The sequence below is a fragment of the Streptomyces sp. NPDC050997 genome (genome assembly GCF_040660135.1).
GTDB lineage: Bacteria > Actinomycetota > Actinomycetes > Streptomycetales > Streptomycetaceae > Streptomyces.
In genome coordinates this window covers 324,338-341,375 of record NZ_JBFAGK010000003.1, presented here as the reverse complement: position 1 = coordinate 341,375, position 17,038 = coordinate 324,338, and the positions used below count along the sequence as shown (strand labels likewise).

Annotated in this window: 12 protein-coding genes and 1 pseudogene; 9 read left to right on the top strand and 4 right to left on the bottom strand. The window is 70.3% G+C overall.

Annotated elements, in window-relative coordinates:
• Positions 1–22 precede the first annotated feature (22 nt).
• The 5 genes from AB0H86_RS08145 to AB0H86_RS08125 all read left to right on the top strand — a co-directional run bounded on the left by AB0H86_RS08145 (position 23) and on the right by AB0H86_RS08125 (position 9,649).
• A complete protein-coding gene (locus tag AB0H86_RS08145; RefSeq protein WP_362434429.1) occupies positions 23–808 on the top strand; it encodes an aldolase/citrate lyase family protein in 786 nt (261 codons plus the stop codon).
• Positions 808–1,761, top strand: coding sequence for a phosphoglycerate dehydrogenase (locus tag AB0H86_RS08140; RefSeq protein WP_362434426.1), 954 nt, complete (start codon positions 808–810; stop codon positions 1,759–1,761). Before AB0H86_RS08145 ends, AB0H86_RS08140 begins: the two co-directional genes overlap by 1 nt.
• 148 nt (positions 1,762–1,909) lie before the next feature.
• On the top strand, positions 1,910–3,340 hold the full coding sequence (locus tag AB0H86_RS08135; RefSeq protein ID WP_362434423.1) for an Nramp family divalent metal transporter: 1,431 nt from the start codon (positions 1,910–1,912) through the stop codon (positions 3,338–3,340).
• Between the two features lie 284 nt (positions 3,341–3,624).
• The gene (locus AB0H86_RS08130; protein WP_362434421.1) at positions 3,625–4,491 is read left to right on the top strand and encodes a DUF4132 domain-containing protein; all 867 of its coding nucleotides are present in this window, start codon (positions 3,625–3,627) and stop codon (positions 4,489–4,491) included.
• A 91-nt stretch (positions 4,492–4,582) separates the two neighbouring features.
• A complete protein-coding gene (locus AB0H86_RS08125) occupies positions 4,583–9,649 on the top strand; it encodes a DNA-binding protein (RefSeq protein WP_362434419.1) in 5,067 nt (1,688 codons plus the stop codon).
• 202 nt (positions 9,650–9,851) lie between these two features.
• Here the strand turns inward: AB0H86_RS08125 and AB0H86_RS08120 are convergent, their stop codons facing one another.
• Together AB0H86_RS08120 and AB0H86_RS08115 are read right to left on the bottom strand one after the other, a co-directional pair.
• Complete coding sequence (locus AB0H86_RS08120) at positions 9,852–11,126, bottom strand: IPT/TIG domain-containing protein (RefSeq protein ID WP_362434417.1); 1,275 nt, start codon at positions 11,124–11,126, stop codon at positions 9,852–9,854.
• 143 nt (positions 11,127–11,269) lie between these two features.
• Positions 11,270–12,016, bottom strand: a complete 747-nt coding sequence (locus tag AB0H86_RS08115; RefSeq protein WP_362434414.1) for an IPT/TIG domain-containing protein — start codon at positions 12,014–12,016, stop codon at positions 11,270–11,272.
• A 928-nt stretch (positions 12,017–12,944) separates the two neighbouring features.
• On the opposite strand from AB0H86_RS08115, the gene AB0H86_RS08110 reads away from it, so the two are divergent.
• From AB0H86_RS08110 to AB0H86_RS08095, 4 genes and pseudogenes are all read left to right on the top strand, one after another.
• On the top strand, positions 12,945–13,934 hold the full coding sequence (locus AB0H86_RS08110) for a right-handed parallel beta-helix repeat-containing protein (RefSeq protein ID WP_362434412.1): 990 nt from the start codon (positions 12,945–12,947) through the stop codon (positions 13,932–13,934).
• A gap of 43 nt (positions 13,935–13,977) precedes the next feature.
• Positions 13,978–14,262, top strand: a pseudogene (locus tag AB0H86_RS08105) (hypothetical protein); the annotation flags it as partial.
• A gap of 112 nt (positions 14,263–14,374) precedes the next feature.
• On the top strand, positions 14,375–14,911 hold the full coding sequence (locus AB0H86_RS08100) for a hypothetical protein (protein WP_362434410.1): 537 nt from the start codon (positions 14,375–14,377) through the stop codon (positions 14,909–14,911).
• A gap of 163 nt (positions 14,912–15,074) precedes the next feature.
• Positions 15,075–15,617: an MOSC domain-containing protein gene (locus tag AB0H86_RS08095; RefSeq protein ID WP_362434408.1), complete on the top strand. Its 543-nt coding sequence runs from the start codon at positions 15,075–15,077 to the stop codon at positions 15,615–15,617.
• A gap of 84 nt (positions 15,618–15,701) precedes the next feature.
• Here AB0H86_RS08095 and AB0H86_RS08090 read toward each other — a convergent pair whose 3' ends face one another.
• Both AB0H86_RS08090 and AB0H86_RS08085 read right to left on the bottom strand, forming a co-directional pair.
• Positions 15,702–15,845 carry a hypothetical protein gene (locus AB0H86_RS08090; RefSeq protein ID WP_362434406.1) on the bottom strand — a complete coding sequence of 48 codons (144 nt, stop codon included), beginning with the start codon at positions 15,843–15,845 and terminating at the stop codon, positions 15,702–15,704.
• A gap of 155 nt (positions 15,846–16,000) precedes the next feature.
• Entirely contained in the window at positions 16,001–16,408 is a 408-nt protein-coding gene (locus AB0H86_RS08085) for a hypothetical protein (protein WP_362434404.1), read from the bottom strand.
• Between the last annotated feature and the right edge of the window lie 630 nt (positions 16,409–17,038).

Here is a 17,038-nt window from a genome sequence, read left to right as displayed (position 1 = left end):
CCTCACCATTACGGAGACATCCATGGCAACCGGCCGCACCTCAGCCGAGTTCACCGCCGCCCTGCGCGCCCGCGAGCAGCTCATCGGCTACTGGTCCCTGCTCGACTCGCCGATCGCCGCCGAGCGCCTCGCCCGCGTCGGCTACGACTACCTCGCCTTCGACGCCCAGCACGGACTCTTCGGCTACCAGGGAATGCTGGGCAACCTCCTGGCCACCGACACCAAGGGCAGCACCGCCGTCGGCATGGTGCGCGTGGAGGCCAACGACCTCACCTACATCGGCAAGGCGCTCGACGCCGGCGCGACCGCCGTCATCGTCCCGCTGATCGACAACGCGCAGGACGCCGCCGACGCCGTCGCCGCCGTCCGCTACCCTCCGCTGGGCCGCCGCTCGTACGGGCCGATGCGCGCCCAACTCCGTATCGGCCCGGACCCGGCCGACACCCACGAGCAGACCGCCGTCCTCGCCATGATCGAGACGGCCGACGGCCTCGCCAACGTGGAGGAGATCTGCGCGACGCCCGGCCTCGACGGCATCTACGTCGGCCCGTCCGACCTGCGCCTGGCCATCGGCGGCGCGACGTCCACCGACCCGTCCGTACAGGAGGAGTTCGAACACGCCCTGGCCCGTATCAGCAAGGCGGCCGAGGCTGCGGGCATCGCGGCCGGCATCCACAACGCCGACGGCGCGAGCGCCGCCCGCCGCCTCGCCGAGGGCTACACGTTCGCCACGGTCGCGGCCGACATCGTCCACCTGCAGCAGGTCGCCACGTCCCACCTCGATGCGGCGCGCGGTGGAGCGTACTGATGCCGACCACGCTCATCACGACGCCCACCTTCGCACGGCATTCGGCGCGCCCCTGGCAGATCCTCGAGGAGGCCGGGGCGGGACCGCTCCGCCCTTGCGCCGACGCGGCCCTGCCCACCGCCGAACTCCTCACCCACGCCGCCGAAGCGGATGCCCTGATCGTCGGCATGGACCCCATCACCGCCCAGGTACTGGACGCTGCCCCGCGCCTCAAGGTGATCGCCAAACACGGCGTCGGCGTGGACACCATCGACGTGGCCGCGGCCCACGCGCGCGGCATACCGGTCGTGTGCGCACCGGGCAGCAACTCCCGCGCGGTGGCCGAGTACAGCTTCGGTCTGCTCCTGTCGGCGACGCGTTCCATCACCGCCTCGCACACCGAGGTGGCGGCGAGCGGCTGGCCGAAGCTGTTCGGCCCCGAACTGCACGGCAGGACGCTCGGCATCGTCGGCTTCGGCCGCATCGGCCGTCTGCTCGCCGGCTACGCCCGCGCCTTCGGGATGCATGTGCTCGCCCACGACCCGTACGTCCCCGGCGACGACATCCGCGCGCACGGCGCCGAACCGGCCGCCCTCGAGGACCTGCTGGCCCGCGCCGACGCCGTCAGCCTGCACACCCCGCCCGACCCGTCCGGCACGCCGCTGCTGGATCGCGCCCGCCTCGAGGCGATGCGGCCGGGCGCGGTTCTGGTCAACGCGGCGCGCGGCGGCCTCATCGACGAGAGTGCGCTCGCCGCCCTGCTGCATTCCGGGCACCTCGGGGCCGCGGCCCTCGACGCCTTCAGCATCGAGCCTCTGCCCGCCGGCCACCCCCTGCGCGAGGCGCCCCGCGCCCTCCTCACCTCGCACATGGCCGCCTGCACTCCGGAGGCCAACCAGGCCATGGGCGCGATGGTGGCGGAGGACGTCGTCCGCGTACTGGCAGGCGAGGCGCCACACCACCAGGCCCGCTGAGCCCGTCAGATCCAGGCCCGGCCGGCCAATGGCGGCCGAGTCCGATTCCCCATCACACACCAGATCACACACCAGGCATCACGACACACATCTGTTCCCCCCTGCCGAATTCCGGTGACGACGCCGGAAGATCCCCTAGGACCTGAACATGGCCATCACGTCGACCGACGGTGCCGCGGCGGCGCCGCCCCCCGCGCAGCCCGACCCGTACGCGCTGCGCGCCGAAGACGCCCGCCCGGCTCCCGACAACTTCCGCGGCCGCCTGCGCCATCTCGGGCCCGGGCTCGTCCTGTCCGCCGCGGTCGTCGGCTCCGGTGAACTGATCACCACGACCTCGCTCGGCGCGAAGGCGGGCTTCGCCCTGCTGTGGCTCGTGATCATCTCCACCGCGGTCAAGGTCTGGGTGCAGATGGAGCTGGCCCGCTGGACGATCCTCAACGGCCGCCCCGCGCTGGACGGCTTCCGCGACGTCGGACCACGCATCGGCCGCCTCAGCTGGATCAACTGGCTCTGGATCGGCATGGACTTCGCCAAGATGTTCCAGCGCGGCGGCATCATCGGCGGCACCGCCGCGGCATGCTCCATCCTCTTCCCGATCCACGGCGGGTCGCTGAGCAGCACGTCCCTCACCATCTGGGCCGTGATCGTCACCGTCGCCGCCATCCTCATCCTCCAGACGGGCAAGTACCACGTCGTCGAGCGGGTCGAAGTCATCGGCATCACGCTCAAGACAGTGATCACCGTCGGCCTGGCACTCGCCCTGCCGCTCACCGCCTTCGGGTACGGCACCGAGCAGCTCGCCGGCGGGCTCAGCTTCCAGATCCCGGCCGGCACGGTCGGCATCGCCCTCGCCATGTTCGGCATCACCGGCGTCGGCGCCGACGAGATGACGACCTACACCTACTGGTGCCTCGAAAAGGGCTACGCCCGCTGGACCGGCCCCGACGACGGGACCGAGCAGCGTGCCCGGCGCGCCGAGGGCTGGCTCAAGGTCATGCGGCTGGATGTGGGCGTCGCCTGGTTCGTGTGCACCATCTGCACCTTGTCCTTCTACGTGATCGGCGCCTCCGTGCTGCATCCGCAGGGCCTGGTGCCCGAGGGCAACGACATGATCACCACGCTGTCGCACAGCTACACCGACACCCTCGGCCCCTGGGCCGAGTACCTCTTCCTGGGCGGCGCGATCTCCGTGCTCTTCTCGGTCACCGTCGCCTCGTCGGCCAGCGTCCCGCGGCTGTGGACCAACACCCTCGGTCTGCTCGGCGCGATCGACTGGAACGACATGCGCTCGCGCACCCGCACCATCCGGATCCTCACCTGGTGCCTGCCCCCGGTGTGGATGTCCTTCTTCCTGTGGGTCCAGTCCCCGGTCCTGATGGTGCAGATCGGCGGCATCGGCGGCGGCATCTTCCTCCTCGCCGTCGTGATCGCGGTCTGGCGCCTGCGCTACACCGGCGTCCCGCCCCGCTTCCGCGCCAACCCCTGGATGACCGCGGCCCTCGTCCTCAGCAGCGCGGCGATTCTCTTCCTCGGGGTGTACGGGGTGCTCGACACGCTGGGTCTCACGCCGGGCAGCTGAACCAGCCACCCGCACACGCGGCAATCGAACAACGCTCAGGGGCCATCCTTCCCGATGGCCCCTGAGCCGCGCTTCAAAACTGCAGCGCCTGCCCCTGAGGGTGCGCCAGTTCTTCAGTTGGGCGAAGGCGTGCTCGCGGACCGCGCGAACGGACGTAAATGCGGCGCACGCCAACTGTCAGTGGGTGCCTCTAGTCTTTGGCACATCGTCACAGCGGGGGTGGTCGATCCGGGGGCCGGGGTCGCTGTGCCGGTTTTCAGAACGGCGAAAGAGGCGGAGAACCAATGGGCTGGCTGGCAGTGGGCGACACCTACGAAATCACCTTGGTGGAGGGGCAGGTGGTGGCCCGGTCCGCGTCGGACGCGTCCATGGAAGGGCAGTTGAGCACCCTGCCGGCCGATTTACGGGACCGCCCCGAAGTGATCGAGTTACAACGGTTCGCCGAGTGGCTGGACTGGCACGCGGCGGAGTGCGCGGCGCAGGTCGACAACTGGATGGTGTCCTCGCTGCCCGTACCGACCGCCCTGCTGGCCCGGGTCTGGCCCGACGAGGCGTGGCGGTCGGTCCTGCGTGATCTCGTCGTGGTCGGCGAAGGCCCCGGCGAGGTCGGTTTTCTGCGGGACGCCGACGGCTCGGGTGACCTGCGGGTGGTGAACCTGGATGGTGAGACCGTCAGCATCTCGCCCCGCACGGTGACCATGCCCCACCCGATCCTGCTCCCCGACCTCGATGAACTGCGCAGGTTCGCGGTCGAGTTGGGGCTTGTCCAGGGCGTCGAGCAGATCCACCGCGCCACCTGGCGCATACCGGCTGACCTCGATGGTGACGCCGACGAGGTCACCGAGTTCTCCGGCGCGGTGTACCGGTCGTGGTTCCACCTCTCCGCCCGCGCCACCTCGCTCGGCTACAAGGTCGCCGGCAGCGAGGTCATCGGCCGGATCCGCGACACCGGGCGGGTGTTCACCGCGGCGGTCGACATCGGCAATCCGTACTACGAGGAGGAGGGCCACACCGGCAGGCTGACCTGGGACGACGACCGCGGCCGCAGGCTGAGGCTGACCGACGTCGGCCCCGTGGCCTGGTCCGAGGGCATGCGCATGGCCGCGGCCCTGCACGCCGGCCGCACCGCGACCGCGGACGGCGCCGCGTGAACGGCACAACGGGACGGACCGAGACCGACCGGCGCACACGCAACAGCAAGGCCCAGGGGACCGGCCGCACGGCCGCGAAAGGCACGGAATCATGAACGACGCGGTGACAGCGGACAGGGCGACAGCGGACAGGGCGACGGCGGAGGCCGACGCGGAGGAACTGCTGCGGGCCGGTGCGTTACTGCCCCCGGGGACCACCGGGGGAGGCGATCGGGCGGTGCCCGTGTTCAGCCAGGCCTATCGCCATCCGGGCCTGGACGACCGGATCGTCGTACGCCTGGTTGCCACGGAACAGACCGAGGACTTGGGGAGCGGCTTCCTCGGTCTCGAACCGGAAGGTGAGCCGGCGGAGGTGGGTCTCGGGCGGCCCCGGGCCCTGGGGTTCCCGGAATGGGTGCTGGTTCATTATCCCTCGGACGGTCACCTGGCCATGTCCCTGGTCGAGGAGATGAACAAGGTGGCGCGGACGGTGCGGTCCAGGCCGAAGAGAGCGCGCGCCGCCTACGAGTCCATCGGCGAACGGCTCGCCGGGGGCGTACCGCATTTCCTGCCGACCTTCTACGAACAGGCGGGCCGGGTGTTCCTGGCCGCCGAGGAGAAGGCGTACGCGTCCCAGATGTTCGTCAACGCGCGCAAGGCGGAGACGGCGCACGCGCTGCCGTTCGACGAGGAGCGCATGGACGCGGTGTTCCTGGAGTTCGCGCTGGCCGATGCCGCACCGACGAAGGTGCTCTCCGGCTACGCCAAGGGACTGTCGTCCCGGGTTCCGGCCGCCACGGCGTTCCGGCACCTTCGCCACCTCTTTGTACGCCTGGCCGCTAACGGACTGGCTCCGTCGGGTCCGGGCGCGGCCGATCTGCGCAGACTGGCGAAGGCGGCCGCGGGCAAGAACGCGCGCGCGGAGGAGATCGCCTATCTGTGCGAGATGCTGACCCAGCCCGGCACGGTCAAGGCGCCGCCGGCCTGGTGGAAGACCCACCGGCCTGCCCTGCTGGAACTCACCAAGCAGGAACCCGCCTTCCGCGGCACCCTGCTGGGGATGCTGCCCTCGGGATGGGAGCACGCCGAACTGCCGCAGTGGCTGGACCTGTTGGAGACGTCCGGTGCCACCGCCGGCCTCTGCGACGCCACACTGCCCGCCGAAGTGCGTCCCGCCGACGGCACGGCAGGCTGGACCCGCAGGTTCCTGGAACTGTGCGGGGCCGAACACCGGCACCTCGCTCCGGCGGAGCTGTATCCGCTCGTCGACCGCATGGCCGACACTCTGCGCACCGAACTCACCACATCCCAGGGCGCGTTGCCGCCCCCGTGCGGTGATGTGAACCTCCTCGACCAGTTGCTGGCCCTGGACATTCCGCTGGCGGATCCGCGGGAGGGCGCGAGACTGGATCTGGCGGCGTGGGCGGCCTGCGATCAACGGCGCGATCTCGTCGCCCTCGAAGCCGACACCCGCTTCCATCCGGCGTTCCGCAATGGCTGCCCCCAGAACGAAGGCCAGGATGGCATGCGGACCGTCCTCGCCCTGGCCGAGTGCCCCGGTGCGCGGCCGATGCTCGCCGCATGGGTGGGCGAGGTCAGCCGGTGGTACGTCGCCGCGGAACTCCCCGCGAACGCCGGTTACCCCGGTGCTCTCAGGACGTTGAGCTGGCTGCCGGGCAAGGTACTGGCGGTCGCCGAGAAGGCGGTACGGGAAGCACTGAGCACTGGCATCGCCCCCGCGCTCGCCCGCTTTCTGCGGGCCGGGATCCTCGACGAACTCGGCTGGCCCGCCTGGGACGAGGCGGTCGCGGCTGCGCCTGGATCGCTGGATTCGGTGGAGAAATTCGACGTCGCGGATGCCTGGCCGCACCTCATCGTGCGGGTCGGCCTTCAGATCCGCGTGATCGGTGCGCAGGGCACGCTGCTCACGCACGACCTGAACCTCCCCGAGAGGCTGACGCGCTACCCCAGCTACACCAACTGTCACTATGTGGACGGCGAGTTGTTGGTCTGGTGGCGTTCGCACGACTCGCAAGGCAAGGAGGGCTACTGGCACCAAGACCCTTCGCGGGTGATGCCGGTCGAGTACGCCGCCTACTCCCGCACCTCCCGTGTGGGAGACGACCTGGACCCCGTCTCCCTCCCGCTCCCCGGGGGCGGCCGGACCACCGGGGGCGGCGTACTGCGCCGAGGAGACACCGTCGTGCCACCGGCGCGGCAGGTGATCAGCGACGGGACGTCGTACTGGGTGTGGGACTACGCGGGGCCCGAGTTGTCGCACTGTACCTGGTTCGCGTACGACCCGGTCAGCAACACACAGGGCGAACCCGGGCTGCCGGACTGGTTCAGCGAGGGCGTGCGCGACGCCCCGGAGGGAAGCACCCTGGAGGCGGGGTGGCTGCTGCCCGCCCCCTCCGTCGTAGCGGGCCCGGCGTGCTCACCGGTGGACGGGCTGCTCGGCTGGCGGGTGGTGACGCTGCCCGACGGGTCGCGGCGGGGCGAGGACCTGGCAGGGCGCTCGGTCGTCGTGCCGCCCGGGACCGACCAGAGCCCGCGGTGGGCACTGGAGTTCCCCGGCGCCGACCGGCCCATGGCGGTGATCAGGCAGTACCGGAAGATCCATCTGCTCACCGAGGACGGCGTGGAGATGGCCGAGATCCCCTGGGACCAGACCTCCGGACCCTTCACCGCGGGCACTCACCTGCTGCCGCCCCTGCGCTTTTGGCACTTGCTCCAGCCCCGCGACCCGCAGGGCTCCGCGGCGCTCCGCCAGGTCGACGAGAACACCGCGACGGCCCTGCTGACGGCCGCCACAGCCGAGTCCGTGGACACCAAGGACGCCGAGACCGCTGAGAACGCTACCGGCCCGGACGAGGAGCGCGCGCAAGCGGACGGCCGGGACCGGCTGCCCGGAGTGGTCCGCACCCTGCTGCCGCAGGTCTCCCATGAGGCACTGCGCACGGGCATCGCCGGGGTGCTGCGGTTCGCCGCCGACCAGCAGCGCATCCTGGACGCGGCGCGCACCCGGCTCGACGCGGCGGTCACGGGCAATGTCCGGGAGGAGCGACGGGCCGAGCCCGACGACGGCACGCTCACCGCGGCACTGCAGGGCCTTGGCGTCAACGGCGACCGGTGGTGGTCGTACCGCAGGTCGTACTACTACTTCGGAGGCGGCGACATCTTCTTGCAGCTGCGGCTGTTGGGGGAGGCGCTGCGGGGCATCACCGAACCGGCACCGGCGGGTCGCCTGCACCTCGCCCTGCCCGAACAGAGTTGTCTGCGTGTCATGGGCTGGGACACCCTGCCCACGCTGTCCGCCCTGGTGGCTCTCCGGGCCGGGACGGCGGGCACCGTGGACCACCACCGGGAGGCGCTGGACGCGCTCCTCGCCGAACTCGACGCCCAGCAGCTGGCGGTGCTGGACCCGGACCACTGGCGCCGTGTCGAACTGTGTCTGGACGAGAGCCTCTTCGAGGGGCCCGACGCCGTGAGAAACACGTCCACGGGGAACGTCCTCCCGCTGGACGGCGGCGCGTTCCTCATCTTCCCCTTCGGCATGGACCGGCACGTCGACGCCGGCTGGATGTTCGAGGCGGTCTTCCACGATCCGTCCGGCCGGTTCGAGGCGCCGGCTCCGTACACTCTGGTGTCCGCCGAACCGTTCGTCGCGGAGCAGACACGTGCGTCCGGTTGGTTCAGGGCCTTCCGGGCCGAGCTCGCCGAGCGCGGTCCGGCGCCCTGGTTCCCGGCCGCCGCCGAGGAATTCGCCCGGCTCACCGGCATCACTCCGACCATGGCCCGGCTGGTGGTCGCAGGAGTACCGATGACCGACGACGGGAAAAAGCCCGTGCCCGCCGAGACGCTGAAGGCCATCGGAGTCAAGGCGGCCGATGTGGGGGTGGCCAGAGCGGCTCTGGGATGCGACTCCGTGAGGTTCGCGAACTCCGGCGTCTGGCAGGCCGTCCTTTCGGCGCTGCTGCCCGCCGAGCCGTCCGAGCTGTGGACGGACGGCCCCGACGTGGCCGCGGCGGCGAAGGTCTGGAACCGGCGGATGGGCCGGCTGACGCCTCTGCCCGAGAACGTGCTCCACGACGCGTTCCGCTCTCTGCAGTACACCTCGTGGTGGAAACCGTCCGACGCGCTGCGCGGATTCCTCGACGTGGCGGTGGAACCGAGGTTGACCCATGACCTGAACTGGTCGATCGGCGGCTTCTACCCCCGCTCCGACGGTGACACGCCCGGCTTCGGCACCGACGTCCTGAACGGCTCTGTGGCCCTGGCCGCCTGGCTCGCCCACCGTCTCCCGTCCGGCGACCCGATCCGCGCGGTCCTCCCCACGGTGCTGACCGCGATACGTGAACGGCTGGCCCACCCGCACCTGTTGATCAGCCTCGGCAGGCGGGTCGGTCTGGAGTCCTTGCGCCGGGCTGCCGGGGAGCCCACGGAGACCGGCGACGACTTCGTGCGCTACGGCGCGGTGGTGGTGTCCACCAAGGACGACGAACCCGTGCCCGCAGTCGCCCCGGCGCTGCTGGACCCGGCCGGGAGCGACCCCAACCTGGCGGCACTGTTCCCTGGCAACCGGCCGGCTCCCGGGGAGACCTCCCTCCGCCTCGTCCACGACAAGGGGTTCGCGGAGTTGCTCGCCGATCCCGGGAACCCGGTGGCGGGCGAGCGCGACGAGGACGGTCTGTGGTGGCCGCAGGACCCGGCCCGGTCGGTGCCCGGCCTGGTCGGTGAGGTGGCCGAGCGGTACGGCATCGGCGAGGACGCCGCCGTCATCTATCTGATGCTGCTGGCCCTGCCGGATCCCACCGACCGCAACACCGCGATCTGGACCGGCTGGACGAAGCAGCGCGGTGGAACGGCCCGGCTGCGGGCCGCCGGCGCCGAACTCGCCGCCACCGACCTCGTGGTCGAGGGCAGTCGCAGCCGAGCCGGACGCTCACTGTTCCTGCCCGGCGGCTGGGCCCACCTCCCACCGCCGCACGTTCCGCTGGAGCGGTGGAAGGTGCCGATGTACGACCTGTTCGACGGCGAGGAAGCCGTCCTGGGCGTCATCGTGCCCACCGGTCCCGTGGCCGCTCTCTACCGCGCCGCCTGGTCGCGCGTCCTGGACGGGGACGAACCCCGCCTGGACGAACTGGAGATACCGCGACCGCGCAGGGGACGCCGCTGAACCCGGGTACGGAGGCGGGGGCGGTCGTCGTGCAGCGTATGACCGCCCCGCCGGCGGGACCCGCGCCGCCGAAGCAGCGGCACACCATCAAGCGGTCTTCGACCGGCTACTGCGGTGCGCGCTGCCCTGCTGCCCTGCTGCCCTCGCGACAGCCGGAGCCGGGCGGAGGTAGGAACCTGTCGCCCGGCCAGGGAGCCGCTGATCAGATGCCGGGAGCGGGGACCCGGGTGTAGGTGAGGGAATTACTGGTACCGGCGGCGGTGATGACCGTGACGTTGACCGGCCCGCCGGCGCCGGCCGGGGCCACGGCGGTGACCTGAGTCGGCGAGACGACCGTGAACGCCGTGGGGGTGGAACCGAACCGGACTTCGGTGGTGGTGGTGAGGTTGGTGCCGGTCACGGTGACAACGGTGCCGGCATGCGTCGGTCCCTGGTTGGGGACGAGGGAGAGCAGCGTGGGCAGCGTCAGGTAGAAGTAGTCGACGGCGTTGCTGGTGCCGCCGGGGGTGGTCACGGTGACGGCCGCGGTGCCGACGGTGTGGGGCGGGGCGACCGCGGTGATCTGTGTGGCGGAGTTGACGGTGAAAGACGTCGCGGCCACCCCGCCGAAGCTCACCGCCGTCGCGCCCAGCAGATCGTTGCCGGTCAGGGTGACCGTCGCGCCGCCCGCTGTGCTTCCGGACGAAGGGGCGACGGTGGCGAGCGAGGGGGAAGCGGCGTAGAAGAAGTACGCGCTGGGATTGTCGGGGTTGCTGGTGCCGCTGGAGGTGGTCACGGTGACGGCCGCGGCGCCGGCGGTGTGGGGCGGGGCGACCGCGGTGATCTGTGTGGCGGAGTTGACGGTGAAGGACGTCGCGGCCACCCCGCCGAAGCTCACTGCCGTCGCGCCGGTGAAGCCTGTACCCGTGAGGGTGACGGTGGTGCCGCCGGAGACCGGTCCCTGAGTCGGCGTCAGACCGGTGAGGGACGGTGCCCCGAGATAGGTGAAAGTGAGGGCGTTGCTGGTGCCGCTGGAGGTGGTCACGGTGACGGCCGCGGCGCCGGCGGTGTGGGGCGGGGCGACCGCGGTGATCTGTGTGGCGGAGTTGACGGTGAAGGAGGTCGCGGCCACCCCGCCGAAGCTCACTGCCGTCGCGCCGGTGAGGCCCGTACCCGTGAGGGTGACGGTGGTGCCGCCGGAGACCGGTCCCTGAGTCGGCGTCAGACCGGTGAGGGACGGTGCTGAGGTATAGACAAAGGGCACCTGCTGGCTGCTGGTGCCCTGACCGGTGGTGACAGTGACGTTCACCGAACCGGTGCCCGACGGACTGACCGCCGTGATCTGAGTGCTGCTGTCGACAGTGAACGAGGTGGCGAGTTTGGCGCCGAACCGGACGGTTGTCGCTCCGGTGAAGCCGGTACCGGTCACGGTGACGGTGGTGCCGCCGGAGGCCGGTCCCTGGCTGGGACTGACCGAAGCGACCACAGGGGCGGCCATGGCTGTACTCCTTCGGTAGGACACGCTCGTGATGCGAGTCGGGGCACTCCCGGGCGGCGGATGGCCCGTCGCCCGGGCGGCATGAGGGGTATGCCGCCCGGGCGCGGTTCAACGCCTCCGTCGCGCGAAGGCTGCCGGATGGATCAGATGCCGGGACCTGCGATGTAGGTGTAGCCGCCGACCGCGGTGGCCGACCCCGAGGGGTTGCTCACCACCACGTCGACCGCACCCGCGGTGCCGGGCGGGGTGACCGCCGACAGCGTGGTGGCGTTGATCACCGAGAACGGGGCGGGAGTGCCGTCGAAGGTGACCGACTCGGTGCTGCTGAGGTTGGTCCCGGTGATGGTCACCGCCGTCCCGCCGGAGGTCGAGCCCGAGGCCGGGGTGATGGTCCCGATCGTCGGGTTGTCGATGTACGTGTACGTCAGGCCGTTGTTGGTGCCACCGGCGGTGGTCACAGTGACCCCCACCGACCCGGCCGCGGCGCCCGCCGGAACCACGACGGAGAGCTGGCTGTCGCTGACCACGGTGGGGGTCGCGGCCGTCGCGCCGAAGGAGACGCTGGAGGCCGTCGAGAGGCCGGTGCCGTTGATGGTGATGGTGTTGCCGCCGGCCAGCGGCCCGGAGCTGCTTCCGAGGGAACCCTTGAAGGGGGCTCCGACGTAGAAGAACGACACCGGGTTGCTGGTCCCGCCGGGCGTGGTCACGGTGACGCCCACCGTGCCGGTTCCGGAGGGGGAGACGGCGGTGACCTGCGTCGGCGAGACCTGAGTGATGCCGGTCGCCGACTTGGTGCCGAATTTCACGGCACTGGTGTTGGACAGGTTCGTCCCCGTGATGGTCACCGTCGTTCCGCCGCCGGTGGAACCCTGATTCGGAGAAATGGGCATGGGACACTCCTCGCTGGATGGTCGGGACTTGCGAGGAACCGGCAAGGGCCCCCGGTCACCGGCTGCCGCGTCTGCGGACCCAACCCTGCCGACAGGCAGGCCTGCTGCTCTCATCCCGGGCGATCGAGGAGCAGTCGGTGTTACCGGACACGGGGCGAAGGAAGAGTCGGCTGCTTCCGCACACAGGGCGGGAGGTGCAGCAGCCTTCGGGCATCCCCGGGCAAGGAGATAACCGGCAAGGGCTGCCCTTCTCAACTGGACCCCGGCACGGGATGGGCAGCCCGCCGGTTCGCACTATCAGTGACTCATAGGTCCGATCGAGTGACAAGAGCCCTCAACTCGCGTCACCCGAAAGAGGGATGAGTCGCTCGTTTGTCCTAGTCGGTGATGGATGTCGAAGAGCTCGACTTCACGGCGTGACCTGGGGGCCGTGTCAGCCGGTGCCGCGGACGGCACCGGCTGAACGGGATCCGGATTCCCCACCGGGGGTGCCCATCGCGGTATGCCGGCCTGGTCACCCGGACTCTTCCGGAAAGCGCCGCGGGTGGGCCGACCGACTGCCGCATCCCCCGGCGAGGACGGGCAGCCCACCGGTCGGATCTGCTCCAGTTATTCATCGCGGCTATGCCAGCAGCAAGCCCCTCTTGACCGGCTCACACGAACGGCCCAACGCGACTTTCGCGTCCCCTCGCGTCGTGAGCAGCAAGTCCAGGCAGTAGACGACCCGATTGCGGGCGCACAGACGTGCGGACTGCCGCGAAAGGCGCTACCCCCGCGAAGGCGGGCGCAGCCCTGCCCTCACCCGTCCGGATCCCACTGGGTGCGCACGACCGACGGCCACGATCACAGTGGACTGCTGACGACAACCCCCAGGGCCGAGGCGCCCATTCGACGAAGTGAGGAACAACCAGTGCTGACCGTGAAGACCTTGCGCGGCCTTACCTTGGCCGTGCTGCTGAGCACATCGGTGCCGGGCCTGGCCGCGCCTGCCACCGCCGAGAGCCAGTCGTCGCGTCGAGCGGCGACGGTGCCGTGCGGAGACGTCACCGAGCTGAGCAACCAGATCAACCAGGCCAACACCGTCGGTATCGGAGTGATCGTGCTCGCGGCCGGCTGCACCTACACGCTGACCGCTCCGGCCGAGACATCCGGGCCCGACGGTGCCAACGGACTTCCCACCATCACGGGACACCTGATCATGCTCGGCACTGGCGCCACCATCACCCGCGACTCCGCCACGCCGTTCCGCATCGCCGACGTCGCCACGCAGGGTTCCCTGAGACTCCAGGGGATCACCGTGTCCGGAGGCAGCGCCTCCGCAGCCCCCGGCACCGTCGGCGGCGGCATCCTGACACACGGAAATCTCACCCTGGTCGCTTCCGCCGTCACCGGCAACACCGCTTCGGGCATCGGCGGCGGTATCGCGGTGGCAGCCGGTGCCGCGGCGCAGCTGACCGCCAGTACCGTGTCGGGCAACGAGGCCTCCGACGGCGGCGGAGTGCACGTCAGCACTTCGGGCCGGCTGACCGTCACCAGCGGATCAGTCAAGGAAAACACCGCGACCTACACCGGCGGAGGACTGGCCAACTTCGGCTCCACGGTGCTCACCGGCAGCACGATCCGCGACAACACGACGGACACCTTCGAGGGCGGCGGCATCTACACGGCAACCGGGCCCCTGATGGTCACCGGCGGCAGCATCGCGGAGAACACGGCCGCCACGTACGGCGGAGGTATCGCGAGCTACGGCAGCACCGTGCTGCTGGTGGGCACTTCCGTCCAGGGCAACACCGCCGGAGAGCAAGGCGGGGGCGTGTACAAGAACAGCGGCACATTCCTCCTCATCGGCGGCGCCGTCACCGGCAACACGCCCGATCAGTGTGCCCCTGCCGGCGCCGTCCCCGGCTGCCCGCAGTGACCGTTGGTCAGAGAATCACCACGGGCACCACCGGGACCGGTCACAGGCGGCGGACCGTCCGGACTTCTCCCGCGTCACCATCGGCGCTCCCATGCGCAGCCAGTCGGGGGCGAACCAGCCAAGAGTCGGTCCGAGCCGGATCGGCCGTGCACGGCCGGGCTCGAAGCATCACGTGCTGACCGACGCCCGCGACACCGAGTCCGTCATCGCCTGGCTCCACGGCCCCCGCCGCCTACGGACCCGCTGGAGAGTACGCGACGACATGCACGACGCCTTCCTCCAACTGGCACCGTGCATGACCCTCGCCCGCAAACACCCAGCCCTCTGAAGCCCCCCTCGCAGCACAACAATCATGCGAGCAGCGCGTGGCGTCATGTTCCTCGACGCCACACGGGTGAGCATGTGCGGACCCAGTCCCCTTCCCGCACCGAGGCGATGCGATGCCCGACCGCGCCGACCATGTCTGCCCCGAGAGCGTCACACGAAGGTGGATCTCGCGGCACCGGCCGCAGGAGCAGTCGCTGTTCAGCGGCATCTACGGTCTGGTGCTGGCCAGCGCCCTGGGGGCCGCGCTGGACGCGACGGGCGAGGAGGCCGATCCCGGTCCGGACGCGCTGTGGGTCATGCTCACCGCGCTGGCGTCGGCCGCCGCCCATGGGTACGCGCACGTCATCGCCCGGCGTGCGTCCGCCGACAAGGCAGCCACCGCGAGCAGACGGCAGTTGGTGCTCGCCGAGTGGCCACTGGTCGCCGCCGTGCTGCCCACGGTGGGGATACTGCTTGGCGCGGTAGCCGGGTGGTGGGCAGAGGCCACGGCTGTGGAAACGGCCCTGCTGTTCAACACCGTCGCCTTGTTCGGCTGGGGTACCTGGGCCGCCCGCACCGCCGGGCACGGATGGCCGTCCTCCTGCCTGGCAGGGGGCATGGACATGCTGATCGGCCTGGTGATCATTATCGCGAACGCCCTGATCAAGTAGGCAGGCGATCGGGTGCCAGGTCGGCGAGAATGGCCGCGAGTCCATGACCGCGTAGAGGTAGACCGCTCACGGCCTCACCCGCGATTGACCGTCGCTACTGCACGGTTGAGACCCGAGAGCTAGGGTCGTGACTGATCATTGTCACTGAGGAGGGGATCCGAGGATGAGCGGACTGGTGACGGCAGTCAGCAGCAACGGCGAGTACTCGTTCACCAAGCCGAACCGGGACAGCGTCACGCTGCTCGCCGGGCTCGGTGTGGAGGGTGACGTCCATGCCGGCGTGACGGTCAAGCACCGCTCGCGCATCGCGCAGGACCCCACCCAGCCGAACCTGCGTCAGGTCCACCTCATTCATGAAGAGCTCTTCGCCGAGGTCGGTGCAGAGGGATTCAATGTGGTGCCCGGTGACCTCGGCGAGAACATCACGACCCACGGCATCGATCTGCACGCCCTACCGGTCGGCACACTGCTCCGGATCGGCGACGACGCAGTGCTGGAGGTGACCGGCCTGCGCAATCCCTGCCTGCAGATCGACAACTTCCAGGACGGGCTGCTGAAGCAGGTCGTGGGTCGCGACGAGGCCGGGAACGTCGTGCGCAAGGCCGGAATCATGAGCGTCGTGAAGGAAGGCGGCACGGTGCGCCCCGGCGACACGATCCAAGCCGAGCTTCCCAGCGGGCCGCACCGGCCCCTGGAGCGGGTCTGACGACTCCATACCGAAAGGCCGCCGGACGTTGACATATGAGTTCGGACCATGCCGTGAGGTGCTCAGCGATCTGGGGTCGCGAGATTAACTGTCGCTGCGCAGGGACAGCTCGCCGATCAGCTCGGTGAGCTGCGGGTCGTCGGGGTGGTGTCCGGCGGACAGGCGCAGCGGTACGACCTCGGCGGTGCCCGTAACACCATCGAGACCGCAATCGGTTTCTGATCTCACCGTCCGTGCCCGGCTTCCTGGGGCAGAAGCCGAGCACGGACGCGGCTTGACCGCTCCGGACAAGCGGCGACCACCGGGCTGCGATCGAAACCCGGCGGCCCGGAAGCTGCCCGGGCCGCCGGCGTAGGCCGTCAACGGCGCCTGCCGTCAGGGAATCAGGAGTAGGGGTTGAGCGACGCGCTGGACGAGCTGCAGTTGTCGAAGGTCGTGTCGCGGCAGACCGTCACCCAGAGGCTGTGGATGCCGCTGTCCTCGCTGCCCGGCAGACTGCTCCAAGTGGTGGTGGTGCCGCACCCGCTGCTGTTCCAGTGGTTCGGGAACTGGAAGCCCGGCACGGTGACGTAGAAGTACACCGGGTGAGCGTCGCAGGAGGTGTCACTGAGCTTCACGTTGCGCAGGGTGAATGAATCCGAACCGGTCCAGTCGACGGTGAGTGAGACGGAGGCGCCCGTGGTGCTGGCGCTGCGGGGGTCGTTGTCGGCGGCGTTGGCCGTGCCCGGTGTGAACCCCAGGACCATGGCCGCGAGGCCGGCAACGACGGCGGTGATGCCGCGCTTCTTCATGATTTCTCCCATGTGTTCGGGGCGAGGTGTCTTCTCTCGCCGCGGTGAGGTGCTGCGCCCTTGGTTCTGTGGAGGTCGGCAGCGTGGTCTCGTGCCGACGGAGTCGTATGTCCTATCCGCCTTGCTGATGACCGCCTGGTCCGGCAGGGCTCTCGCCATCCGGCATCGACCTGACCCCCCGGTGCCTGACGCCCCGGTCGCGGGCAGTACGGCGACGCCGCTTCCCGGAGGGAGGGGGGCAGGCCGTTGTACTTACGGATGGTCAGGCTGGCTCCTCGCGGTCGTGGGCCGGCCCCAGTACGGACAGTCGGACGGTGATCCGGCTGCACCCCCCGGCGGCCTGGCGGCAACAGGCTGTTCGCACGGCCAGGTGCCTGCCAAGGAGTTCTGGGCACCCTGGGAGGATGGGATGGCGGTGGCTCTCTGACCTGCGACATCGCGGTGTTGCTGGGATGCCACTGGGAGGGCCACCCGCACTCCGTGGTCGGGGAGCCGAGCGGCACGGGTATATCGGGTCCGGGAAGTGAATCACCGGTAGCGGTCACCACCCGTCGCGCTGAAGCCGACCGAGCGTCGGCCGATACGATCTCTCGCAGTTCGCATGCCCTTCGACGAACCCTGAGCTCCACG